We start from the raw sequence: 19,201 nt of genomic DNA, 5'->3' as shown, positions 1-19,201 counted from the left end.
AGCGGAAGGAGCTGAGGACATGAACACCGTCTTCGTCGCGCTCTCCGCCGACATCCTTCCCTTCGAGGCCACCCGCTCCTGATCCCTGGTGTGGCCTCCTCTTCCGGAGCCACATCTTGTCTGATCCTTTCGAAACAGAACTCTTCTTCGCCGACGTCGAACCCGGCGAGAACCAGCGCTGGACCACCTGGCCGGCCGTCACCCCTTCCGAACGCGGACCCGAGCCGCGGCCCTCGTGGGTCGTGACCTCCGCCGGCGCGCTCGACACCGAGCTCGGCATCCTCAAGACCGGAAAGGAGGCCGACGTGTTCCTGCTGGAGCGCGCCGTGCCGGATGATCCGACGCAGCACACGCTGCTGGCGGCGAAGCGTTACCGCTCTGCCGAGCACAGCAGCTTCCACCGCTCGGCCGTCTACACCGAGGGTCGCAGCACCCGGAACACCCGCGACACCCGTGCCCTCGCGAAGAAGTCGAGCCATGGGCGCGAGGTCGCCGCCGCACAGTGGTCGTTCGCGGAGTTCGAGGCGCTGTGCCGGATGTGGGAGCGGGGCGCGCCCGTCCCCTACCCGGTGCAGGTCAACGGCACCGAGGTGCTGATGGAGTTCCTCGGCGACGCGCACGGCACGGCCGCGCCGCGACTGGCCCAGGTGCGCAGCGACCGCGCCGAGCTCGCCGACTTCTTCACGCAGATCGTCGACCTCATGCGCACGTTCGCCGCCGCCGGCTTCGCGCACGGCGACCTGTCGGCGTACAACCTGCTCGTGCACGAGGGGCGGGTGCGGGTGATCGATCTGCCGCAGATCGTCGACATCATCGCGAACCCGCAGGGTCTCGACCTGCTGCACCGCGACTGCGTCAACATCTGCGACTGGTTCCGCCGGCGACGGGTCGAGTGCGACGCGGAGGAGCTGTTCGCCGAGCTGCTCGCCGCGTCGTACGCGTGAGCCCTTCGTCTCATCGCTGCAACGCACCGGTTCCTGAGCGAGCGAAGCGAGACGAAGGACGTCAGGGCCGCGCGACCTGTGCCGCCAGCAGGCTCACGAGCTCGTACACGACGTGGCTCGCGGCGATGCCGGTGATCTGGGCGTGGTCGTATGCCGGGGAGACCTCGACGACGTCGGCGCCGACGATGTCCTGCGAGCCGAGCGCCCGCAGGATGCGCAGCAGCTCGCGGCTCGTCAGACCGCCGGCCTCGGGCGTGCCGGTGCCGGGGGCGTGTGCGGGGTCGAGCACGTCGATGTCGATCGAGACGTACAGCGGCTTGTCGCCGATGCGCTGCAGGATCCGCGCGATCGCGGCCTCGACGCCGTGCTCCTCGATGTACTCGCTCGACACGATCGAGAAGCCGAGGCGCTCGTCGTCCTCGAGGTCCTGCTTCGAGTACAGGGGGCCGCGGGTGCCGACGTGGCAGCTCGCGGTGAGGTCGATCAGCCCCTCCTCACTCGCGCGGCGGAACGGGGTGCCGTGCGTGATCGGCGCGCCGAAGTACGTGTCCCAGGTGTCGAGGTGCGCATCGAAGTGCAGCACCGCGACCGGGCCGTGCTTCGCTGCGACCGCGCGCAGCAGCGGGAGCGCGACCGTGTGGTCGCCGCCGATCGTGACGATGCGCTGCACCTGCTCACCGAGCGCGATCGCGGCGGTCTCGACCTCGCTCACCGCGGCGGTCAGGTCGAACGGGTTCACCGGGATGTCGCCGGCATCCACCACCTGCGCGATCGCGAAGGGCGACACGTCCTGCGCCGGGTTGTACGGGCGCAGCAGGCGCGAGGACTCGCGCACGTGCGACGGTCCGAAGCGCGTGCCGGGACGGTAGCTCACGCCGGAGTCGAACGGGATGCCGACGACGGCGATGTCGGCGCGCGGCACATCCTCGATCCGGGGCAGCCGCGCGAAGGTCGCGATCCCGGAGTACCGGGGGTTCACGGAGGCGTCGATGGGGCCGATGTTCTCGGTCATGGTCAGTCCTGTCTTCCGGTGGGGATGTGGACGAGCTGCACGCCGCCCTCGGCGATCGCCTCGCGGATGCTGTGCGCGATGTCTTCGTCCCTGTCGACGCGGCGGCCGGTGGCCCCGAACGCCGTGGCGAGAGCTGCCCAGTCCGGCTGCACGAGGTCGACGCCCACGGGAGCCATCCCGCGATCGACCTCGTTCTGACGGATCTCGGCATAGCCGCCGTTGTCGACGCACACGATCGTGACGTCGAGGCGCTGCTCGACCGCGGTCACGAGCTCGTTGACGCAGAACATCAGCGCACCGTCGCCGATCACGGTGACGACCGGCCGCTCCTCCTGAGCGACCCGCGCGCCGATCGCGGCGGGCAGGCCGTAGCCGAGCGTCGCGTAGGTGGGCGTGTACAGCAGCGAGTGCGGATGCCGTGCCTGCAGCACGCTGCCCAGCGCCATGTAGACGATCTGCGAGGAGTCGCCGGCGACGATCGCGTCGGCGGGCAGGGCGTCGGCGATGATCTCGGCGAGCGCGACGGCCTCGGGTGCGGTCGCGCGCATCTCGGCATCGATCGCCGCCCGCTCGGCCGGCAAGTCGGGCGTGGGTCGCGGCTCCGACGGGAGCAGCGCCAGCAGTACTCTGCCGACGGCAGCCGCGTCTCCGGTGATCCCGACGGTCGCGACCAGGTTCTTGTCGCGCTGCGCGGGCGAGATGTCGACGCGCACGACGGTGCCACGCGCCTCCAGCCGCGGAGCCCACAGCTCGGCCTCGCCCAGCTTCGAGCCGATCACGAGCAGCACGTCGGCGTCTTCCGCCACGGCACGGGCAGCGGCGAGCCGCAGGTTCGATCCGAGGGAGAGCGGATGCCCTTCATCGACGACGCCCTTGCCGTTGAGCGTCGTCAGCACCGGAGCCCCCAGGCGCTCGGCGAGCGCGGTGACCTCGGCAGCGGCATCCGTCGCGCCGCCGCCGGCGACGATCACCGGGGTGCGGGCGGAAGCCAGCAGGCGCGCGGCATCCGCGACGGAAGAGGGGTCGCCCGCGGCGGGATCGGGCGCGGGGCGCGCTTTCCGATCCGCGAGGGGGACACGCGCGGGGGCTTCGAGAACATCGAGGGGGATCTCGATATGCACGGGCCGCGGGCGACCGGTTCGGAAGAGGGTGAAGGCGTCGTGCACGGCCTCGACGGCCTCGGCAGCCGAACGCACCCGGCGCGACCACTCGGCGATGGCGCCGACCATGGCCGTGGCATCCTTCGTCTCGTGGAGGGTGCCGACGTCGGCGAACTCGGCACCCAGCGGAACGCCGGGTGAGAGCACGATCATCGGACGCGACTCGCAGAACGCCGTGCCGATCGCGCTCATGGCGTTCTGCAGTCCCGGTCCGGAGGTCGTGATGACGACACCCGGGAGGCCGGTCTGCTGCGCCCAGCCGTCGGCGCCGTAGCCGGATCCCTGCTCGTGACGGTTCGTCACCGCGCGGATGCCGAGGTCGGCGAGCGGCCGATACAGCTCGAGGTTGTGGGTGCCCGGGATCCCGAAGATCGCGGTCACCCCGTAGGCGCGGATGGTCTCGAGGACCGCGCGGCCCGCGGTGTCGGCGTAGGTCTCGTCGGAATCAGGCACGGTACCGACGCTCCCCATCGACCCAGGTCTCACGCACCGTGATCGCGGCGATGTCCTCCCCGGCGACCGCGAGCGGATCATCGGAGAGCACGGCGAAGTCGGCGTACTTGCCGACTTCGAGCGAGCCCAGGTCGTCTTCGCGGCCGATCGAGATCGCGCCCTCGATCGTGTGGGCGCGGAGGGCGGCGAGCGCGGTCACCCGCAGGTCGTCGGGGCCGAGCTTGTGCCCGCGACGCGTCACTCGCGTGACGGCGGTCTGGACGGCCTCGAGCGGGATCGGCTCGGCGACCGGGGCATCCGAGGAGATCGTGAACGGCACGCCGGCGCGCTCGAACTCGCCGAGCGGGTTGAAGCGCTCGCCCGGAGTGCCGATCGCCTCTTCGACGCCCTCGCCCCAGTTGAAGTAGTGCTGGGTCTGGTTCACCGGACGGATGCCGGAGACGGCCATCCGCTCGATCTGCTCGGGCGTCGGCAGCCCGCAGTGCTCGATGCGGTGCCGGGCATCGGCATCCGGACGCTCGGCGAGCGCGGCCTCGATCGCGGAGACCACCATCTCGATCGCGGTGGGTGACTGCGCATGCGTCGCGGTCTGGAGACCTGCGGCGTGCGCCTTGCTGATCAGGGCGGTGTACTCGGCGGGCTCGTGGTACAGCTGGCCCGTGCGGCACGGGTCGCCCACATAGCCGTCGGGGAAGTACGCTGTCCAGCCGCCGAGCGTGCCGTCGGCGTAGAGCTTGATGCCCGCGAAGCTGAGGTGGGCATTGCCGAACTGGCCGACGAGTCCCATCTCGAGCGCTTCGTCGAGCAGATGCGAGAGCAGGTACATCGACACGCGCAGCTCGAGGCGCCCGGCCTCGGCGAGACGCAGGTACATGTCGAACTCGCGGCGCGTGACCTGCGCGTCTCCGATCGAGGTGACGCCGCCGGCGAGGAACCGCTGGGTCGCGGCATCCAGTTGGCGCAGGTGCTCCTCGGGCTCGTCGGCGAGGTGGAAGTTCGGGCCGTGGTGGCCGATCTTCACGCCGTGCACCCCGGTGAGGATGTTGCACGCGGCATCCGACAGCTCGCCCGTCAGCTCGCCGTCGGCGTCGCGGAAGAACTCGCCGCCGTCGGGGTTCGGGGTGTCGCGGTCGACGCCGTTCACGGTGAGCGTGTGCGAGTTGACGACGCCGCCGTGACCGGACGCGTTCATCAGGTACACCTCGCGGTCGGCCGCGACCTCGTCGAGCTCGAAGCGAGTCGGATGCCGCTTCTCGGCGAGGTTGCGCTGCTCGTAGCCGTAGCCGCGCACCGGCCGTCCCGCGGGGGTCTCGGCGGCGGCCGCCTGCAGCAGCGCCACGATCTCCGGGATGCTGCCGGCCTTCTCCGGCCCGCAGTCGACCCAGGTCATCAGCTGGCCGTACATCAGGGGGTGCGCGTGCGCGTCGACGAAGCCGGGGACGACGACCGCGTCGCCGAGGTCGACCCGTTCGGGGGCGAGGCCGGCGCGGTCCGCGGCGGACTCGCACTCCTCCACGCTGCCGACCGCGAGGATCCGCCCGCGGTCGGTCAGCATGGCCGTGGCCGTGGTGGCGACGGCATCCGCGGTGTGGATCGCCCGTGCCGTGAGGAGTCGCGGCGCGGTCTGAGCCGAGCGGTCGAAGGGGGTGAGCTTTCTCATGGGAGCCTGTTCGCGATCGTGTCGGTGCGGGCGGGGAAGGAGTCGGCGCCGATCAGGGCAGCCGGTTGGCCGTGGTGTCGGTGCGGGCGGTGAACGATGCCGTGACCGGAGCCTCATCCGAGTGCTGCGGCGCGAGACGCGTGCAGATGCCGGCGATGACGGCCATGCCGATGAACATCGCGATGACCGACCAGACGCTGCCGGTCCAGGCGATGAGCTGCGTCGCGAACCAGGGCGAGAAGCCCGCCCAGAGCGCGGCGCCGACGCCGTAGGACAGCGCGAGCGAGGTGTACCGGGCCTGAGGACGGAACATCTGCGCGAGCAGGGCTGCGATCGGCGCGTAGGTCGCGCTCATGGCGATGCGCACGAGCGAGGCGAAGAGGAAGATCAGCGGTTCGACCCGGCCCGGCATGATCAGCAGGAACGGCACGAACGTGAGCACCGAGGTGACCAGACCGATGTACATGACGTTCTTGCGACCCCACTTGTCGCCCAGCCAGGCGACCGGGAGCGTCACGACGAACTCCACGAACGAGGCGATCGTCATCGCGTCGAGGATGACCTGCTCGCTGATCGCGATGGGCTCGCCCGTGGCGTAGGCCGTGGCGAACGTGGTCGCGAGGTAGTAGCCGCCGGTCGAGATCGGCAGGATGCCGATGCCGAGCAGGATCGGGCGCCAGTTCGTCCGCAGTGCGAAGGCCAGCGGCATCGACTGCTTGCGACCCTCGACCTTCGCCTCGAAGACGGGCGTCTCCTCGACGCGGTAGCGGACCCAGAACCCGACGCCCACCAGCACGATCGACAGCAGGAACGGGATGCGCCATCCGCCGTCCATGATGAAGTCCGGGCTCACGCGCGACATGATCGCGAAGATGCCCGAGGCGAGGAGCGCACCGGCCGGGTTGCCGAGCTGCGTGAAGCCGCCGTAGAACGTCTTCGACTTCTCGGGGGCGTGCTCGACGCTCATGAGCACCGCGCCGCCCCACTCGCCGCCGACCGCGAGGCCCTGGAGGGCGCGGAGCAGGATCAGGAGGATGGGCGCGAGGATGCCGACGTTCTCGTAGGTGGGGAGGCAGCCGACCAGGACGGTCGCCGCCCCCATCAGCAGCAGGGTGATGACGAGCGAGGTGCGGCGGCCGAGCTTGTCGCCGATGTGGCCGAAGATGATGCCGCCGAGGGGGCGGACGAGGAAGGCGACGGCGAAGGTGGCGAAGGCGGCGGCCGTCTCGGCGAGCCGGTCGCCGCTCGGGAAGAACAACGGGCCGAAGACGAGGGCGGCGGCCGTCGCGTAGACGTAGAAGTCGTACCACTCGATGGTGGTGCCGACGAAGGCGGCGACGCCTGCGCGTCGCGCCTTGCTGTGCGTGGAAGTCATGGGGTAACCGCTCCTTTGCGGAAGATGTCGGATATCGGAGGATGCTACGGGCGCATGGAGCTGGCGGCAAGGCCAGAACTCCAGCGATAGGAGCCATTCACTGGAGAAATGATCGGCTGATGAAGCAAGTATCGCCTTCCCGCCGGTAGAGCGACCTCCTATGCTGATGATGTGCTCGCGCCCGCGAGCGATCCCGGGAAAGTGACGAATCGAGGGAGATCCATGGATTTCGACGCCGAGCTCATCCGGGCGCTCCAGGAAGACGGACGCGCCAGCATCCGCTCGCTGTCCGTGCGTCTCGGGCAGTCCCGGGCTGCCGTCGCGGCGCGGTTGAAGGCCATGCTCGAAGATCGCACCGTGCGGGTGGTCGCCGCGGTCGATCCCGTCTTCCTCGGTCAGCACGTCCTCGCACACGTCTCGATCCGCACCGACGGCGCCGTCGAGGTCGTCGCGGAGCACCTGCGGGACCTCGACGAGACGGTGCTGGTCTCGGCGGTCGGCGGAGCGCACGACGTCGTGACCGAGATCCGCGTCGGCTCGATGTCGGAGCTGCACGACCTGCTCGCCCAGATCCGCGCCATCACGGGCGTGCTCGACATCAGCACCATCATCTACTCCACCGTCGTGAAGGGGTTCTTCGTCTCGGAGTACCACGGCGGGGTGACGCTCGACGCGATCGACGAGGCGCTGATCGAGCAGCTGCAGACGGACGGGCGCCGGAGCTTCCGCGCGCTGGGTGAGCAGGTGCGGCTCTCGCCTTCCGCTGTGGCCACCCGCGTGCAGCGGCTCATCGACGCGGGAGTCATCAAGATCAGCGCGGTCGAGGCGCGCGGTCTCGCGCACCGACAGCTGTCGATGGGCGTCGGCATGATCCTCGGCGACGACGACGAGGCCGTGATCGACGAACTCCGGCGCGGCCGCGGAGTCGACTTCGCCGCGCGCACGCTGGGGCGTTTCGATGCGGTCGCGACCCTCGTCGAGCCCTCGGCGGGCGCGCTGTACGCGAGCCTCGAGCGCCTGCGCGCTCTGCCCGGCGTCACACGCATCGAGGCGTGGCTGCACCTCGCCGTACTGAAGGAGGACTACGCCCGCACGCTGCGGCCGCTGCGCACGGAGTGATCCGCTCAGTCCGGCATCCACGTGCGGCGCGCCGTCACCGCCCGTTCACCGGGCAGCGCCAGACTTCGACCATGAGCGAACCTGACGCGCGTCCCGGCGTTCCGGAGCCTGCCGCCACCGCGAACAGCGGCGCCGTCGGCGTGATCGGCTTGGACCTGCGCGGCGAGACACCCGCCCCGAGGAAGCAGGTCTACTCGTGGGCGCTGTGGGACTGGGCGACGCAGCCCTTCAACACCGTGATCCTCACGTTCGTGTTCACGGCGCTGTACCTGGTCGGCGAGGGCTTCCTCCCCGCCGACATCGCCGCGCTCGACTCGTCCGACCCGGCCCGCATGGCCGCCGAGGCCGACCTCGCGTCGGGGCTCGGACTGGGGTCGACGATCGCGGCGTTCGGCATCCTGCTGCTCGCTCCCGTGCTCGGCCAGCGAGCGGATGCCGCCGGCCGGCAGAAGCTGTGGCTGGGGATCGGCACCGGCGCCCTGGTCTTCTGCATGCTCGGCCTGTGGTTCGTCGAACCGACCCCCAGCCTGTTCTGGCTCGGCGTCGCGCTGATCTCGGCGGGGTCGGTGTTCGGCGAGATCGCGGCGGTGAACTCCAACGCGATGCTCATCGGCATCGCGACCCCGAAGAACGTCGGTCGCATCTCGGGCCTCGGCTGGGGTTTCGGGTACATCGGCGGCATCCTCGCGCTCGTCGTCGTGGTCGTGCTCGACACCTTCGACTGGTTCGGGATGTCGACCGACAACGGCCTCGCCTACCGGCTGATCGCGGTCGGATGCGCGGTCTGGACGATCATCTTCAGCATCCCGATCTTCCTGAACGTGCCGGAGCCCTCGCTCGGCCGCCCCGAGCGCAAGGTGGGCTTCTTCCAGTCCTACGCGCTTCTGGTGAAGGACGTCGCCGGTCTCTACCGCGACCCCGAGACCCGGCCGACCTTCTGGTACCTGCTCTCGAGCGCCGTCTTCCGCGACGGGCTCGGCGGCGTCTTCGCGTTCGGCGCCATCATCGGCACCGCGGTGTTCGGCTTCGAGACGCAGGCGATCATCATCTTCGGCATCGCCGCGAACCTCATCGCCGGCGTCTCGACGATCCTCGCCGGACGCCTCGACGATCGCCTCGGACCGAAGCGCATCATCCTCGCCTCGATCGGGTCGATGGTCGTCGCGGGCCTCGCGGTGTTCTTCCTGCGCGACGGCGGCGCGATGGTGTTCTGGGTCGGCGGGTTGATCCTCTGCGCATTCGTCGGGCCCGCGCAGGCGGCGGCTCGCTCGTTCCTCGCACGCGTCACGCCGGCGGGCCGCGAGGGCGAGATCTTCGGGCTCTACGCCACGACCGGCCGCGCGGCCAGCTGGATCGCCTCGGGCGCCTGGACGGTGCTCATCGTGGCGACGAGCCAGACGGCGTACGGCATCCTCGGGATCGTGCTCGTCCTGATCCTCGGGTTCGTGCTGCTGCTCCCGGTCAAGGCGCCGCGCTGACCTGTCGCCGGGCTCGTGTTCAGAGGAGCGTCTCGCCGACGTCGGCGAGAAGCATGTACAGCGTGCGCTCCTCACCGGGGAAACGAGTGAACCCGTATCGCTCGTAGAACGGCACCACGCCCTCGGTCATGGCATGCACGAGGATCGCGCGGATGCCGATCGCCTCGGCGGCCTCGACGGCCCGGACGGTGGCATGCTGCAAGAGTGACGCGCCGAGCCCCTGGCCGGCGAACGCCTCATCGACCGCAAGCCGACCGAGCAGCACCACCGGTTATCGGATCGGGCTGCTGACGGGAAAGCTCCGCCGGCACGGCGTCGCGAACGATCGCGCTGGACGACAGACAGTAGTAGCCGGCCACCCGGCCGTCACGCAGGACCGAGACCATCGTCCGTGAGGCGCCGGATCGTTCGTTGCCTCGCGCTCGCGCGCGCAGCCACGCGTCGAGCTGTTCCTCGCCGCACCGGAAGTCGCTGACACGATCGCCGGCGGCTATCGGTCTCGGTCGCAGGAACTCAGTCAACGAAGACGGAACCACGGGTCAGGAGCGAGCGGAGTCCGTCCAGGTTCTGAGCGGGACGATCGAGCACCTCGAGGAACGCATCGAACCGGATCGCGTCGACTCGCAGCTGACGATCGCGCTGGATGACCTCGTCGGCCCGAGCCACCAGCGTCTCGGCCGAGAAGTCGGTGACCGATCGCCCCTGCAGGGCCGCGGCCTCCTCGATCGCCGCCTTCTGCGCAGAGGTCACACGCAGTTCGATCCGCCGATCCTTGAGGGGAGATGCCATGCCGTCGATTGTACGGCAATCTTCCGTACGAGGGGCGGTCCTGTCCACACGTCGCGACGGGAGTAGCCTGACCGCGTGACCGTGATCATCGCCTTCCTCGCCAACGTCCTGGTCGCGATCGCCAAGACCGTCGCCGCGATCCTCACGTCGTCGGCGTCCATGGTCGCCGAGGCGGCGCACTCGTGGGCGGATGCCGGCAACGAGATCTTCCTCCTCATCGCGGACCGCCGCGGTGCACGCACGAAGGACGCGCGGCATCCGCTCGGCTACGGACGGAACGCGTTCGTCTGGTCGCTCGTCGCGGCGTTCGGGATCTTCACCGCCGGGTCGATCGTGTCGATCATGCACGGCATCCAGGAGCTGTCCGTCGGCGGGCCGGTCGAGAGTCCGGTCATCGCCTATGTCGTGCTCGGCGTCTCGTTCTTGCTCGAAGGCGCCTCGTTCACGCAGGCGATGGTGAAGTCACGCCGACTGGCGAAGGAGCGCGGCTCCTCGACCTGGGACTTCGTGCTCTCGACGAGCGACACCACCCTGCGTGCGGTGTTCTTCGAGGACTCGGCCGCCCTGATCGGACTGGTGCTGGCGGGCGGCTCGATCCTCCTCCATCAGGTGACGGGCGTCGCCGCCTGGGACGCCGTGGGGTCGATCCTCATCGGGATCCTGCTGGGTGTGGTCGCGATCATCCTGATCGGACGCAACATCGAGTTCCTGGTGGGCACCACGGCGTCGCCGAAGCTGCGGGCGCGCGTCGGCACCGCACTCCTCGCCCTGCCGCAGATCGAGCGCGTGACGTATCTGCACATCGAGTACGTGGGTCCGAACCGGTTCTTCCTCGTCGCGGAGGTCGATCTGGCCGGCGACGAGCAGGAGCACGACGTGGCCCGGCGCCTGCGCGACGTGGAGCGGCAGATCGAGGCGCACGACGCGATCGAGACCGTGGTGCTGTCGCTCTCGGTCGACGACGAGCCCTCGCTGGAGTTCGCGGTCTCGTAGGACGGCTGCTCAGCGCTGCCAGTTGTCGGCGAGCTTGTTCAGCAGCCGCGCGAGCTCGGTGCGTTCCTCCTCGGTGAACGCCGCCAGGGCGCCGGCGAGCATCTCCCGACGCTCGCCCCGCATGCCGCGCGCGAGCCTTCGGCCTTCGTCGGTGAGCGCGATGCGGGTGCGGCGCGCGTCGTCGGGATCAGCTTCGCGGCGCACGAAGCCTCGCTCGACCCCCTGCTGCACGAGACGCGAGGCCCGCGGCTGATCGACGCCGATCGCCTCTCCGAGAGCGCTGACGCTGAGCGGAGCGGATGCCGCGGCGAGCGCCTCCAGCATCCGGACGCGCGCAGGCCCGCCCATGCGTCCCGAGGGGTCGGCCATCCAGGGCGGCATACCGGGGTGCCCGCGGTGGTGGTCGGCGTGCTCACCGCGCGGGCCGCCGTGCCAGCCGTGCGGGCCACCGCGCCCTCGCTCTCCGGCGCCTCGCTCTCCCGGCCCCCGCTCTCCGGGACGGCGACCGCGCAGACGGGAGAGCGCCTGGGCGATGGCTTCGGCGGGATCGTTCGAGTCGGTGGTCACGTATCGATTTTACATGCGACTTGACATGGAACATTACTGCATGTCACACTACATATACATGACATGTGACAAGCACATGCACACTGACATCCAAGGACTGCTCATGAACACCGATACACAGAACCCCCAGAACACCTCCCGCCCCTTCGGCTACTGGCTGAAGGCCGCCGACCGCCTCATGGCGGCCGAGTTCGCCACCGCCTTCGAGGCGGAGCAGGCGAGCCGCCGCGACTGGCGGATCCTCAACGTCATCGACGGGACCGTCCCCGCGCGGCGCCCGCTGAACGGCCACAAGCTGCACCGCCTGGTCGAGCGCGGCTGGGTCGCCGCAGACGGCGACGGCTGGACGCTCACCGACGAGGGCCGCGCGGCGAAGGAGCGCCTCGGCGCCATCGTCGACGGCATCCGTGCGAAGGTCCAAGGCGCCGTCTCCGACGAGGAGATGGCGACCACCCTCGCGTCGCTCGAGAAGATCGCCCGCGCCTTCGGCTGGGACGAGGAGACCCCGCTTCCGCGTGGCCGTAGCCACGGCTTCGGCGGGCGCGGCGAAGGTCGCGGATTCCCGGGCCGATCCGGTCGACCCTTCGGCCGCGGGTTCGGTCCGGGCTTCGGTCCGGGGCGCGGCTTCGGTCGCGGGTTCGGCCCCGACGCCGACCGGCGTGACGACGAGTGCCGCCACGGCGAGCGCGGGCACGGCCACCACGGCCACCCGGGCTTCCGCGAGGGCGAGCACGGTGAGCACGGTGAGCGCGGAGACCACGGTCACCGCGGTCACGGCCCGCACCGTGCCGCGCGGTTCGCGCAGCACGCGTACGAGCGCGGCTTCGACGCGGGCTACAGCCGCGGTCGCGACGCCTGAGCTCCAGGCTCATGAACGAGGGAACGCCCCACTCGACACACCAGTCGGGTGGGGCGTTTCGTCACAGTCGGAGCAGCGCGACCGCGTCTTCATCAGCACCGGCGTCGACCGCGTAGCGGATCTGCACCCCGACATAGGCGTACCAGTCGGACAGCCCCGCGCGCACGGCATCGCTCACCGGGCCCGGCTTCGAGTCGACATCTGCCGCGTCGACGCGCTCGGCACGACCACGGGGCAGGCTCAGCCGAAATCGACGGATGCCGCGGTCAGGACCCCGGCGTGAGACGCGAGGCAGACGCCGACATCAGCTGAGGCCGACTCCGTCGCTCGCGCCCTCGTACCTCGCAAGGTAGCGCTTCGCAAATTTGCGTATGAAGCCGCTCGGCGAGTCCAGGAGTGGTCGCACCTGTGCGGCATACGCCCCGGCCCGCATCTTTATGAGAGTACTGAGGGCTTGCCCCTCCACGTCCGGGTCACCGAGTTGCGAGGCGATCTGCGGCGCATATGCCGCGAACTTCACGGAGCCGCACGCGAGGATGAACGATTGGCGACCACGCAGAGCGGCTGGATTCGTCACGATGGCGATGATCTGCTCGCACAAGTCGTCGTCGTCGCGCAGTGCGGGGTGCTCGGTGAGCAAGCCCCAGATGTCTGAGCCGTACCTCCACACCACGTGTTCGAAGCTGTGCCACCCGGGGATGTAGGCCCCTTCGCCATTCACCGCCCCGGGAAGCTCCGCTGGTCGCTCGCTCGGAACGAGCTGGCGTGCTTCGTCGAGCAGCGCCAGTATCGCCTCGCGAGCCTGCGCCCTCGTGAGCGTCTTGCCATCAACCATCAAACCCTCCGCGTTGCCGACGCAACGAATCGCTACGAGCGACCGAGCAGAAGAACCTCAAGGCGCCGGCGGGTCTTCAGAGTAGCGTCACGAACGCAGACGTTGCGGCCCCAGCGTCGGAGGTCGCGAACGGGAAGCTCCCGGAGCTCAGCAGGAACACGAGCAGCACGACCGCGGCGGCGAGCAGCACGAAGAGGAAGCCGTAGATCGCGACGGTGAGCCCACGGTAGCCGCCCGAGGTCGGGACCTCGGGCGCGACCGAGGGCTTGGCCCAGTCGTCCGCCACGGCAGCCGGCTGGTCGCCGTCGAGGATCGCGGGACGCGGACGCTCGGACGAGCGAAGACGAGCCTCGGGAGGCGGCGGGGGGATCACCGCCTCGGGAACCGCGGTCTCCGACGGCGGCGGGGTCAGGAGTCCCTCCGGGATCGGGATCTCGGGGGGAGGCGGCGGGATGACGGCATCCGCGGGCGCGATCACCGGTTCCTCCGGGGTGACCGGTTCTTCCGGAGTCGTGCCGCTGCCGTCGCTCATGTCAGCCCCCTGCTGCTCCGACGTCGGTCACGCCGACATCCGTCCGATGGAAGTTCTGGAAGGAGCGAGAGGCCGTCGGCCCCCGCTGGCCCTGGTACCGGTTGCCGTAGGGGCCGGAGCCGTAGGGGTTCTCCGCCGGAGACGTGAGACGGAAGAAGCACAGCTGGCCGATCTTCATCCCGGGCCAGAGCTTGATCGGCAGGGTCGCGACGTTCGCGAGCTCGAGAGTCACGTGCCCGGTGAACCCCGGGTCGATGAATCCGGCCGTCGAGTGCGTGATCAGGCCGAGGCGGCCGAGCGACGACTTGCCCTCGAGGCGCGCGGCGACGTCGTCGGGGAGGCTGACCTGCTCGAACGTCGCCCCCAGCGCGAACTCCCCCGGGTGGAGGATGAACGGCTCGTCCGGCTTCACCTCGATGAGACGGGTGAGCTCGGGCTGATCCTCGGCCGGATCGATGAACGGGTACTTGTGGTTGTCGAACAGCCGGAAGTACCGGTCGAGGCGCACGTCGATGCTCGACGGCTGGATCATCTCCGGCTCGTGCGGTTCCAGGCCGACGCGGCCCGATGCGAGTTCTGCCCTGATGTCGCGATCGCTGAGAAGCACGGGTTCAGCCTAGTTGTCCCCTGCGCTCTTGTCGGAAGCATCGTCATCCGCTAGATTGTGTTGACGTCGACATGTTGACGTCAACACATATCGGAATGGACAAGGATGTCTGAAAGAAGAGCGACCTCACCCCGGCGCGCGCTCGCCATGGCCGCAGTCCTCGCGGCGACAGCGAGCGGTCTCGCCGCCCTCCCTCAGGCGGCCAGCGCCGCTGAACCCGATCTCACCCTCACACCCAATCCGGCATACGCCGGCGGGCCCTTCCAGGGGTGGGGATCGAGTCTCGTCTGGATGGCGAATGCCACCGGCTCCTACCCCGAAGGGCTGCGCGACGAGCTCATCGACAAGGTCTTCGGCGACGACGGCCTGAATCTCAACATCGCGCGCTACAACATCGGCGGCGGCAACGCCTCCGATGTGCCCGACTACCTGCGCCCCGGAGGCGCGGTGCCCGGTTGGTGGAACCCCGACGCTCCCCTGTCGGACGAGAACGGCGAGATCACCTCGACCTACGCCGACCGCGACCGCTTCCGCGCCGCGTGGACGGGCGAGAACGCGAGCGACTACGACTTCTCAGCGGATGCCGCGCAGCTCGCCTGGGTGTCGGCGATCAAGGATCAGGTCGACACCTGGGAGGCCTTCAGCAACTCGCCGCCGTACTTCCTGACCGAGAGCGGATTCGTCAGCGGTGGCAGCGACGCCTCGGCCGACCAGATCCGCCAGGACTCGCTCGGCACCTTCGCGACCTACGTCAAGACGGTCGTCCAGCACGTCGAAGAGACCCAGGGCATCTCCTTCGACACGATCGACCCCCTGAACGAGCCGAACACCAACTACTGGGGCACGACTCTCGGCGACGACGGCTGGCCCACGAGCGCGAGCCGGCAGGAAGGCGCGCACGCCGGACCCGCTCTGCAGGCCGAGGTGCTCAAGGCCCTGGCCGCCGAACTCGCCGAGCCCGACACCACGACAGATGCCGCGATCTCCGGCCCCGACGAGACCAACCCCGACCGCTTCGTCGAGGACTGGAACGGATGGGACGCCGAGGCGCGCGACGTGGTCGCCCAGCTCAACGTGCACACCTACGGCACGGGCGGCCGGCACCTCGCCCGCGACATCGCGAAGAGCGCAGACAAGCCGCTGTGGATGAGCGAGGTCGAGGGCAACTGGGGCGGCGACAGCTGGAACCCGGATGCCATCGAGAACGGCCTCGGCATCGCGCAGCTGGTCAGCGACGATCTGCGTGAGCTCGAGTCGGACGCCTGGGTGCTCTGGCAGCCGGTCGAAGACCTCTACAACATGGAGAAGGTCGAGAAGAAGAACTGGGGGTCGATCTTCATCGACTTCGACTGCAACGCCGACGGCGATTCCGCCCGCCGGATCGCCGACGGCGACGCAGACCCTTCCTGCGGCATCCGCACGAACGCGAAGTACAACACGCTGCGCAACTTCACGCACTACATCGAGCCGGGCGACAAGCTCGTCAGCGCCGGCGATGACGACACCACGGCGGCGATCGACGGCGACGGCTCGGGCGCGACGCTCGTGCACACGAACACGAGCGACCAGGAGCGCACGATCACGATCGACCTGTCGCTCTTCGGCGACATCGACCAGGGTGCGACCGTGACCCCGATCGTGACGACCGAGTCCCCGGCATCCGACCCCGAGGCGAACGCGCTCCGCACCGGCAGCGCGGTGTCCGTGGCCGCCGACGGCACGGCGACGCTGACGGTGCCCGCGAAGTCGGTGACCACGTTCGTGGTCACCGGTGTCGAGGGTGTCGCCGACGAGGCACCGACCCTGCGCGACGGCGAGTCCTACACCCTCACCGGCGTGCAGAGCGGGCACGCGCTCACCGTGGTCGCCGACAGCACCCAGCTCGGCAGCGCCCGCGAACCCGAGCTGATCGACGCGCAGACCTGGACGGCGACGCTCGTCGACGACCAGCCCGGCACGTCGCGCGACCGCTTCGCCCTGCGCGCCGCCGACGGTCGCACGCTCGTCGCCGACGGCGACAGCACGGTCCTCCGCGACGTCGACGATGCCACGGCATCCGCCGACCCCTCGGCGCTGTGGATGATGACGACGACGAACGGCACGACGTTCAGCCTGCTCAACGCCGGCCGCGGGAAGGTGCTCGACGTCGGAGGCTCTTCGACATCCGTCGGCGCCTCCGTCGGCGTCTGGCAGTCGAACTGGGGCGCCAACCAGCAGTGGCGACTCGACGAGGCGCGCGATGAGATCGCTCCGTACGCGAGCTTCCGCCCCGGCCAGGAGTGGCTCGACACGAACGGCGAGGTCATCCAGGCCCACGGCGGTCAGGTCGTCCCCTCGACGGACGACGACGGCCGCACGATCTACTACCTCTACGGCGAGGACCGCACGAACGGCTACCACTCGGCGCCGGGCGTGCACGTCTACAGCTCGTACGACCTCTACAACTGGGAGGACCGCGGCGTCGCGCTTCGCGCCCTGGCATCGGAGGAGCAGTTCGACGAGCCGTACTTCGAGGCGCTCTACGGCGACTACTCGCAGGAGCAGAAGGATGCCGTGTACCGCGACCTCGGCACCGTGCCGGTCGACGGCGTGACCCCGCCGATCATCGAGCGTCCGAAGGTCATCTACAACGAGAGCACCGGCAAGTGGGTGATGTGGGCCCACATGGACGGTCCCTCCGCGACCTCGTCGGCGCAGTACGCGAAGGCCAACGCGGGTGTCGCCGTGGCGGATTCGCCCTTCGGCCCCTTCCGCTACATCGACAGCTACCGGCTGAACTACGCGCCAGCGGATGCCGATCCGCCGAACAACGCCCCGAACAACCGCGGCATGGCGCGCGACATGAACCTGTTCGTCGATGACGACGGGACCGGGTACATCATCTACTCGAGCGAGGAGAACGCCACCATGTTCATCTCGAAGCTCAACGACGAGTACACCGACCTCGCGACTCCCGCGGACGAGGCCGTGCTCGGGGTGGACTACAACCGCATCTTCGTGAACCAGTCCCGGGAATCCCCGGCGATCTTCCAACACGACGAGCGGTACTTCCTGATCACGTCCGGGACGACGGGGTGGAGCCCCAACCCGTCGCGGTGGGCGACGTCGACCGACCTCATGGGCGCGTGGACCGAGATGGGCGATCCGTTCCCGTGGTGGGCGCAGAACAATTCGTGGAACTCGCAGCCCTCCTCGGTGATCCCGGTCGATCCCGATCACGGGAAGTACATCTACATGGGCGACCGCTGGAACGGCGGCACCGATCTGAAGAACGCGCAGATGGTGTGGCTGCCGATCAGCATGGGCGAGGGCGGAGACTCCCTCTCGGTCGAGGTGCACGACGAGTGGACTCTCGATCAGCTCGACCAGTGGTCGGCGTGGGATGTCTCGGCGGTTCCGGAGACGATCCCGGTCGGCGGCAGCTTCGACGTGCCGGTCGTGAACGTGACCCGGAATGGCGTCGCGACCGAGCAGCCGGTCACCTGGAGCTTCTCCGGTTCGTTCGACGTGCCCGGCATCGTGACAGCGACGGGCACTCTCCCGGAGTTCGGCGGGCGCACCTTCACCCGCACGATCGCCGTCGTGCCCGACGGGCTCCGCTACGCGGTGAACGCCGGCGGTCAGGAGACGGCGGACTGGCTGGCGCTGCGGGAAGCCGCGGGCGTGAGCGACATGCAGAACACCGGTGCGGACCAGGCGTTCGGCGAGGACGCCGAGACCGGCGCATCCTGGGGCTACATCAGCGAAGGCAGCAAGACGTCGGGGTCCGCGGACGGCACCATGTTCTCCACCTTGCGCTACGCCGTCGAGGGGCGCGACATCGCGTACCGCTTCGGCGACCTCGAGCCCGGGAGCTACAGCGTGCACGTCGGCTACGCGGATCCGTGGGATCAGTGGGACGACCGCGGCGCGCGGGTGAGCGTCAACGGCACCGTCGTCGAGGAGGACCACGACTACGTCGCGGCCGACGAGACGCGCAGCTACGGCGACATCACCGTGGACGATGCCGGCGAGATCGAGCTGGTGCTCTCACCGACGCGCGACGCCGACGTGCAGGTGAGCTGGATCATGGTGACGCTCGACGAGCCGACGACCCCGGCGGATCCCGAGATCGCGATCTCCGCGGATGCCGTCACCGCCGGCGACAGCATCACCGTCGAGGTCGCCGGACTCGAGCAGGAGGAGGACGTGTCGTTCGCGCTGCACTCCGACCCGGTGGACATGGGCACGGTGACGGCCGACGCGGCCGGAGCAGCGTCGCTGACGTGGAGTGTGCCGACGAGCGTTCCGGCGGGCCAGCACCACGTCGTGATGACACGGGCCGACGGCTCGGAGTTCCGCGCCGCACTGACCGTGCGGGCGGCGGACCCCGGCACCGGACCGGGAACCGGCACCGGCGGAAACGGCGGAGCCTCCAGCGGCACGAGCGGCGGAGGCGGACTCGCGGCGACCGGGCTGGACGGCAACGCGCTCACCGTGACTCTGGCCCTGGCGGCCCTCCTGCTCGTGGGCGGCGGACTCGCCTTCGCCGGACGGCGACGCTGGCGCCGCTGATCGGTTGACGCAACGGGGCCATCGTGGAACAGCATCCGCGGTGGCCCCATGCTTTTGCCATCCGGCGGCGGGCAGGTAGGCTTGCGTTCACCCGCTCCTCGGAACGGGTTCGGGACTGTAGTTCAATGGCAGAACTTCTGCTTCCCAAGCAGATAGCGCGGGTTCGATTCCCGTCAGTCCCTCCATGTGAGTCCTTTCCGCACCGGGCGAATCCGTCCGAAGTGCCGATGACAGATAGGTCTCTGGTACGACGCGCTCCCGGAT

General features: G+C 69.5%; 16 protein-coding genes and 1 tRNA gene. 7 read left to right on the top strand and 10 right to left on the bottom strand.

Annotated elements, in window-relative coordinates; all coding sequences use genetic code 11:
* Positions 1-116 precede the first annotated feature (116 nt).
* Positions 117-944: an RIO1 family regulatory kinase/ATPase gene (locus DC434_RS02440; RefSeq protein ID WP_243408768.1), complete on the top strand. Its 828-nt coding sequence runs from the start codon at positions 117-119 to the stop codon at positions 942-944.
* 61 nt (positions 945-1,005) lie between these two features.
* On the opposite strand, the gene speB is transcribed toward DC434_RS02440, so the two are convergent.
* Genes speB through DC434_RS02420 form a run of 4 tightly spaced genes read right to left on the bottom strand, consistent with a single transcriptional unit; the run spans position 1,006 to position 6,604 of the window.
* Positions 1,006-1,956, bottom strand: coding sequence for an agmatinase (gene speB / locus DC434_RS02435; protein WP_116633661.1), 951 nt, complete (start codon positions 1,954-1,956; stop codon positions 1,006-1,008).
* Between the two features lie 2 nt (positions 1,957-1,958).
* Positions 1,959-3,569, bottom strand: a complete 1,611-nt coding sequence (locus DC434_RS02430; protein ID WP_243408767.1) for a thiamine pyrophosphate-dependent enzyme — start codon at positions 3,567-3,569, stop codon at positions 1,959-1,961.
* Positions 3,562-5,229, bottom strand: coding sequence for an amidohydrolase (locus tag DC434_RS02425; protein ID WP_116633659.1), 1,668 nt, complete (start codon positions 5,227-5,229; stop codon positions 3,562-3,564). The genes DC434_RS02430 and DC434_RS02425 overlap by 8 nt, the downstream gene beginning before the upstream one ends.
* 52 nt (positions 5,230-5,281) lie before the next feature.
* Positions 5,282-6,604 carry an MFS transporter gene (locus tag DC434_RS02420; protein ID WP_116633658.1) on the bottom strand — a complete coding sequence of 441 codons (1,323 nt, stop codon included), beginning with the start codon at positions 6,602-6,604 and terminating at the stop codon, positions 5,282-5,284.
* A 222-nt stretch (positions 6,605-6,826) separates the two neighbouring features.
* Here DC434_RS02420 and DC434_RS02415 point away from each other — a divergent pair, with 222 nt between their 5' ends.
* A complete protein-coding gene (locus DC434_RS02415; RefSeq protein ID WP_116633657.1) occupies positions 6,827-7,723 on the top strand; it encodes an Lrp/AsnC family transcriptional regulator in 897 nt (298 codons plus the stop codon).
* A gap of 71 nt (positions 7,724-7,794) precedes the next feature.
* The gene (locus DC434_RS02410; protein ID WP_116633656.1) at positions 7,795-9,201 is read left to right on the top strand and encodes an MFS transporter; all 1,407 of its coding nucleotides are present in this window, start codon (positions 7,795-7,797) and stop codon (positions 9,199-9,201) included.
* Positions 9,202-9,220: 19 nt separating this feature from the next.
* Here DC434_RS02410 and DC434_RS20305 read toward each other — a convergent pair whose 3' ends face one another.
* Together DC434_RS20305 and DC434_RS02400 are read right to left on the bottom strand one after the other, a co-directional pair.
* Positions 9,221-9,469, bottom strand: coding sequence for a GNAT family N-acetyltransferase (locus tag DC434_RS20305; RefSeq protein WP_243408766.1), 249 nt, complete (start codon positions 9,467-9,469; stop codon positions 9,221-9,223).
* Between the two features lie 245 nt (positions 9,470-9,714).
* Complete coding sequence (locus DC434_RS02400; RefSeq protein WP_116633655.1) at positions 9,715-9,990, bottom strand: DUF1778 domain-containing protein; 276 nt, start codon at positions 9,988-9,990, stop codon at positions 9,715-9,717.
* A 75-nt stretch (positions 9,991-10,065) separates the two neighbouring features.
* Between DC434_RS02400 and DC434_RS02395 the strand changes: the two genes are divergently transcribed.
* Entirely contained in the window at positions 10,066-10,983 is a 918-nt protein-coding gene (locus DC434_RS02395; protein ID WP_116633654.1) for a cation diffusion facilitator family transporter, read from the top strand.
* Between the two features lie 9 nt (positions 10,984-10,992).
* On the opposite strand, the gene DC434_RS02390 is transcribed toward DC434_RS02395, so the two are convergent.
* The gene (locus DC434_RS02390; protein WP_243408765.1) at positions 10,993-11,550 is read right to left on the bottom strand and encodes a MarR family winged helix-turn-helix transcriptional regulator; all 558 of its coding nucleotides are present in this window, start codon (positions 11,548-11,550) and stop codon (positions 10,993-10,995) included.
* Positions 11,551-11,653: 103 nt separating this feature from the next.
* Between DC434_RS02390 and DC434_RS02385 the strand changes: the two genes are divergently transcribed.
* Positions 11,654-12,409 carry a hypothetical protein gene (locus tag DC434_RS02385; RefSeq protein ID WP_116633653.1) on the top strand — a complete coding sequence of 252 codons (756 nt, stop codon included), beginning with the start codon at positions 11,654-11,656 and terminating at the stop codon, positions 12,407-12,409.
* A gap of 304 nt (positions 12,410-12,713) precedes the next feature.
* On the opposite strand, the gene DC434_RS02375 is transcribed toward DC434_RS02385, so the two are convergent.
* From DC434_RS02375 to dcd, 3 genes are all read right to left on the bottom strand, one after another.
* On the bottom strand, positions 12,714-13,244 hold the full coding sequence (locus DC434_RS02375; protein ID WP_116633652.1) for a hypothetical protein: 531 nt from the start codon (positions 13,242-13,244) through the stop codon (positions 12,714-12,716).
* 76 nt (positions 13,245-13,320) lie between these two features.
* Entirely contained in the window at positions 13,321-13,776 is a 456-nt protein-coding gene (locus tag DC434_RS02370) for a hypothetical protein (protein ID WP_116633651.1), read from the bottom strand.
* A 1-nt stretch (position 13,777) separates the two neighbouring features.
* The gene (gene dcd / locus DC434_RS02365; protein WP_116633650.1) at positions 13,778-14,383 is read right to left on the bottom strand and encodes a dCTP deaminase; all 606 of its coding nucleotides are present in this window, start codon (positions 14,381-14,383) and stop codon (positions 13,778-13,780) included.
* A gap of 105 nt (positions 14,384-14,488) precedes the next feature.
* Between dcd and DC434_RS02360 the strand changes: the two genes are divergently transcribed.
* Both DC434_RS02360 and DC434_RS02355 read left to right on the top strand, forming a co-directional pair.
* The gene (locus tag DC434_RS02360) at positions 14,489-18,937 is read left to right on the top strand and encodes a glycoside hydrolase (protein WP_116633649.1); all 4,449 of its coding nucleotides are present in this window, start codon (positions 14,489-14,491) and stop codon (positions 18,935-18,937) included.
* A 111-nt stretch (positions 18,938-19,048) separates the two neighbouring features.
* Positions 19,049-19,122: transfer RNA gene (locus DC434_RS02355), tRNA-Gly, on the top strand.
* Positions 19,123-19,201: the final 79 nt, after the last annotated feature.

Origin of the sequence: Microbacterium sp. TPD7012, assembly GCF_003075395.1 — a bacterium.
Taxonomy (GTDB): domain Bacteria; phylum Actinomycetota; class Actinomycetes; order Actinomycetales; family Microbacteriaceae; genus Microbacterium.
The sequence above is the reverse complement of the archived record's forward strand: the minus strand, read 5'-3'. Positions and strand labels throughout refer to the sequence as shown.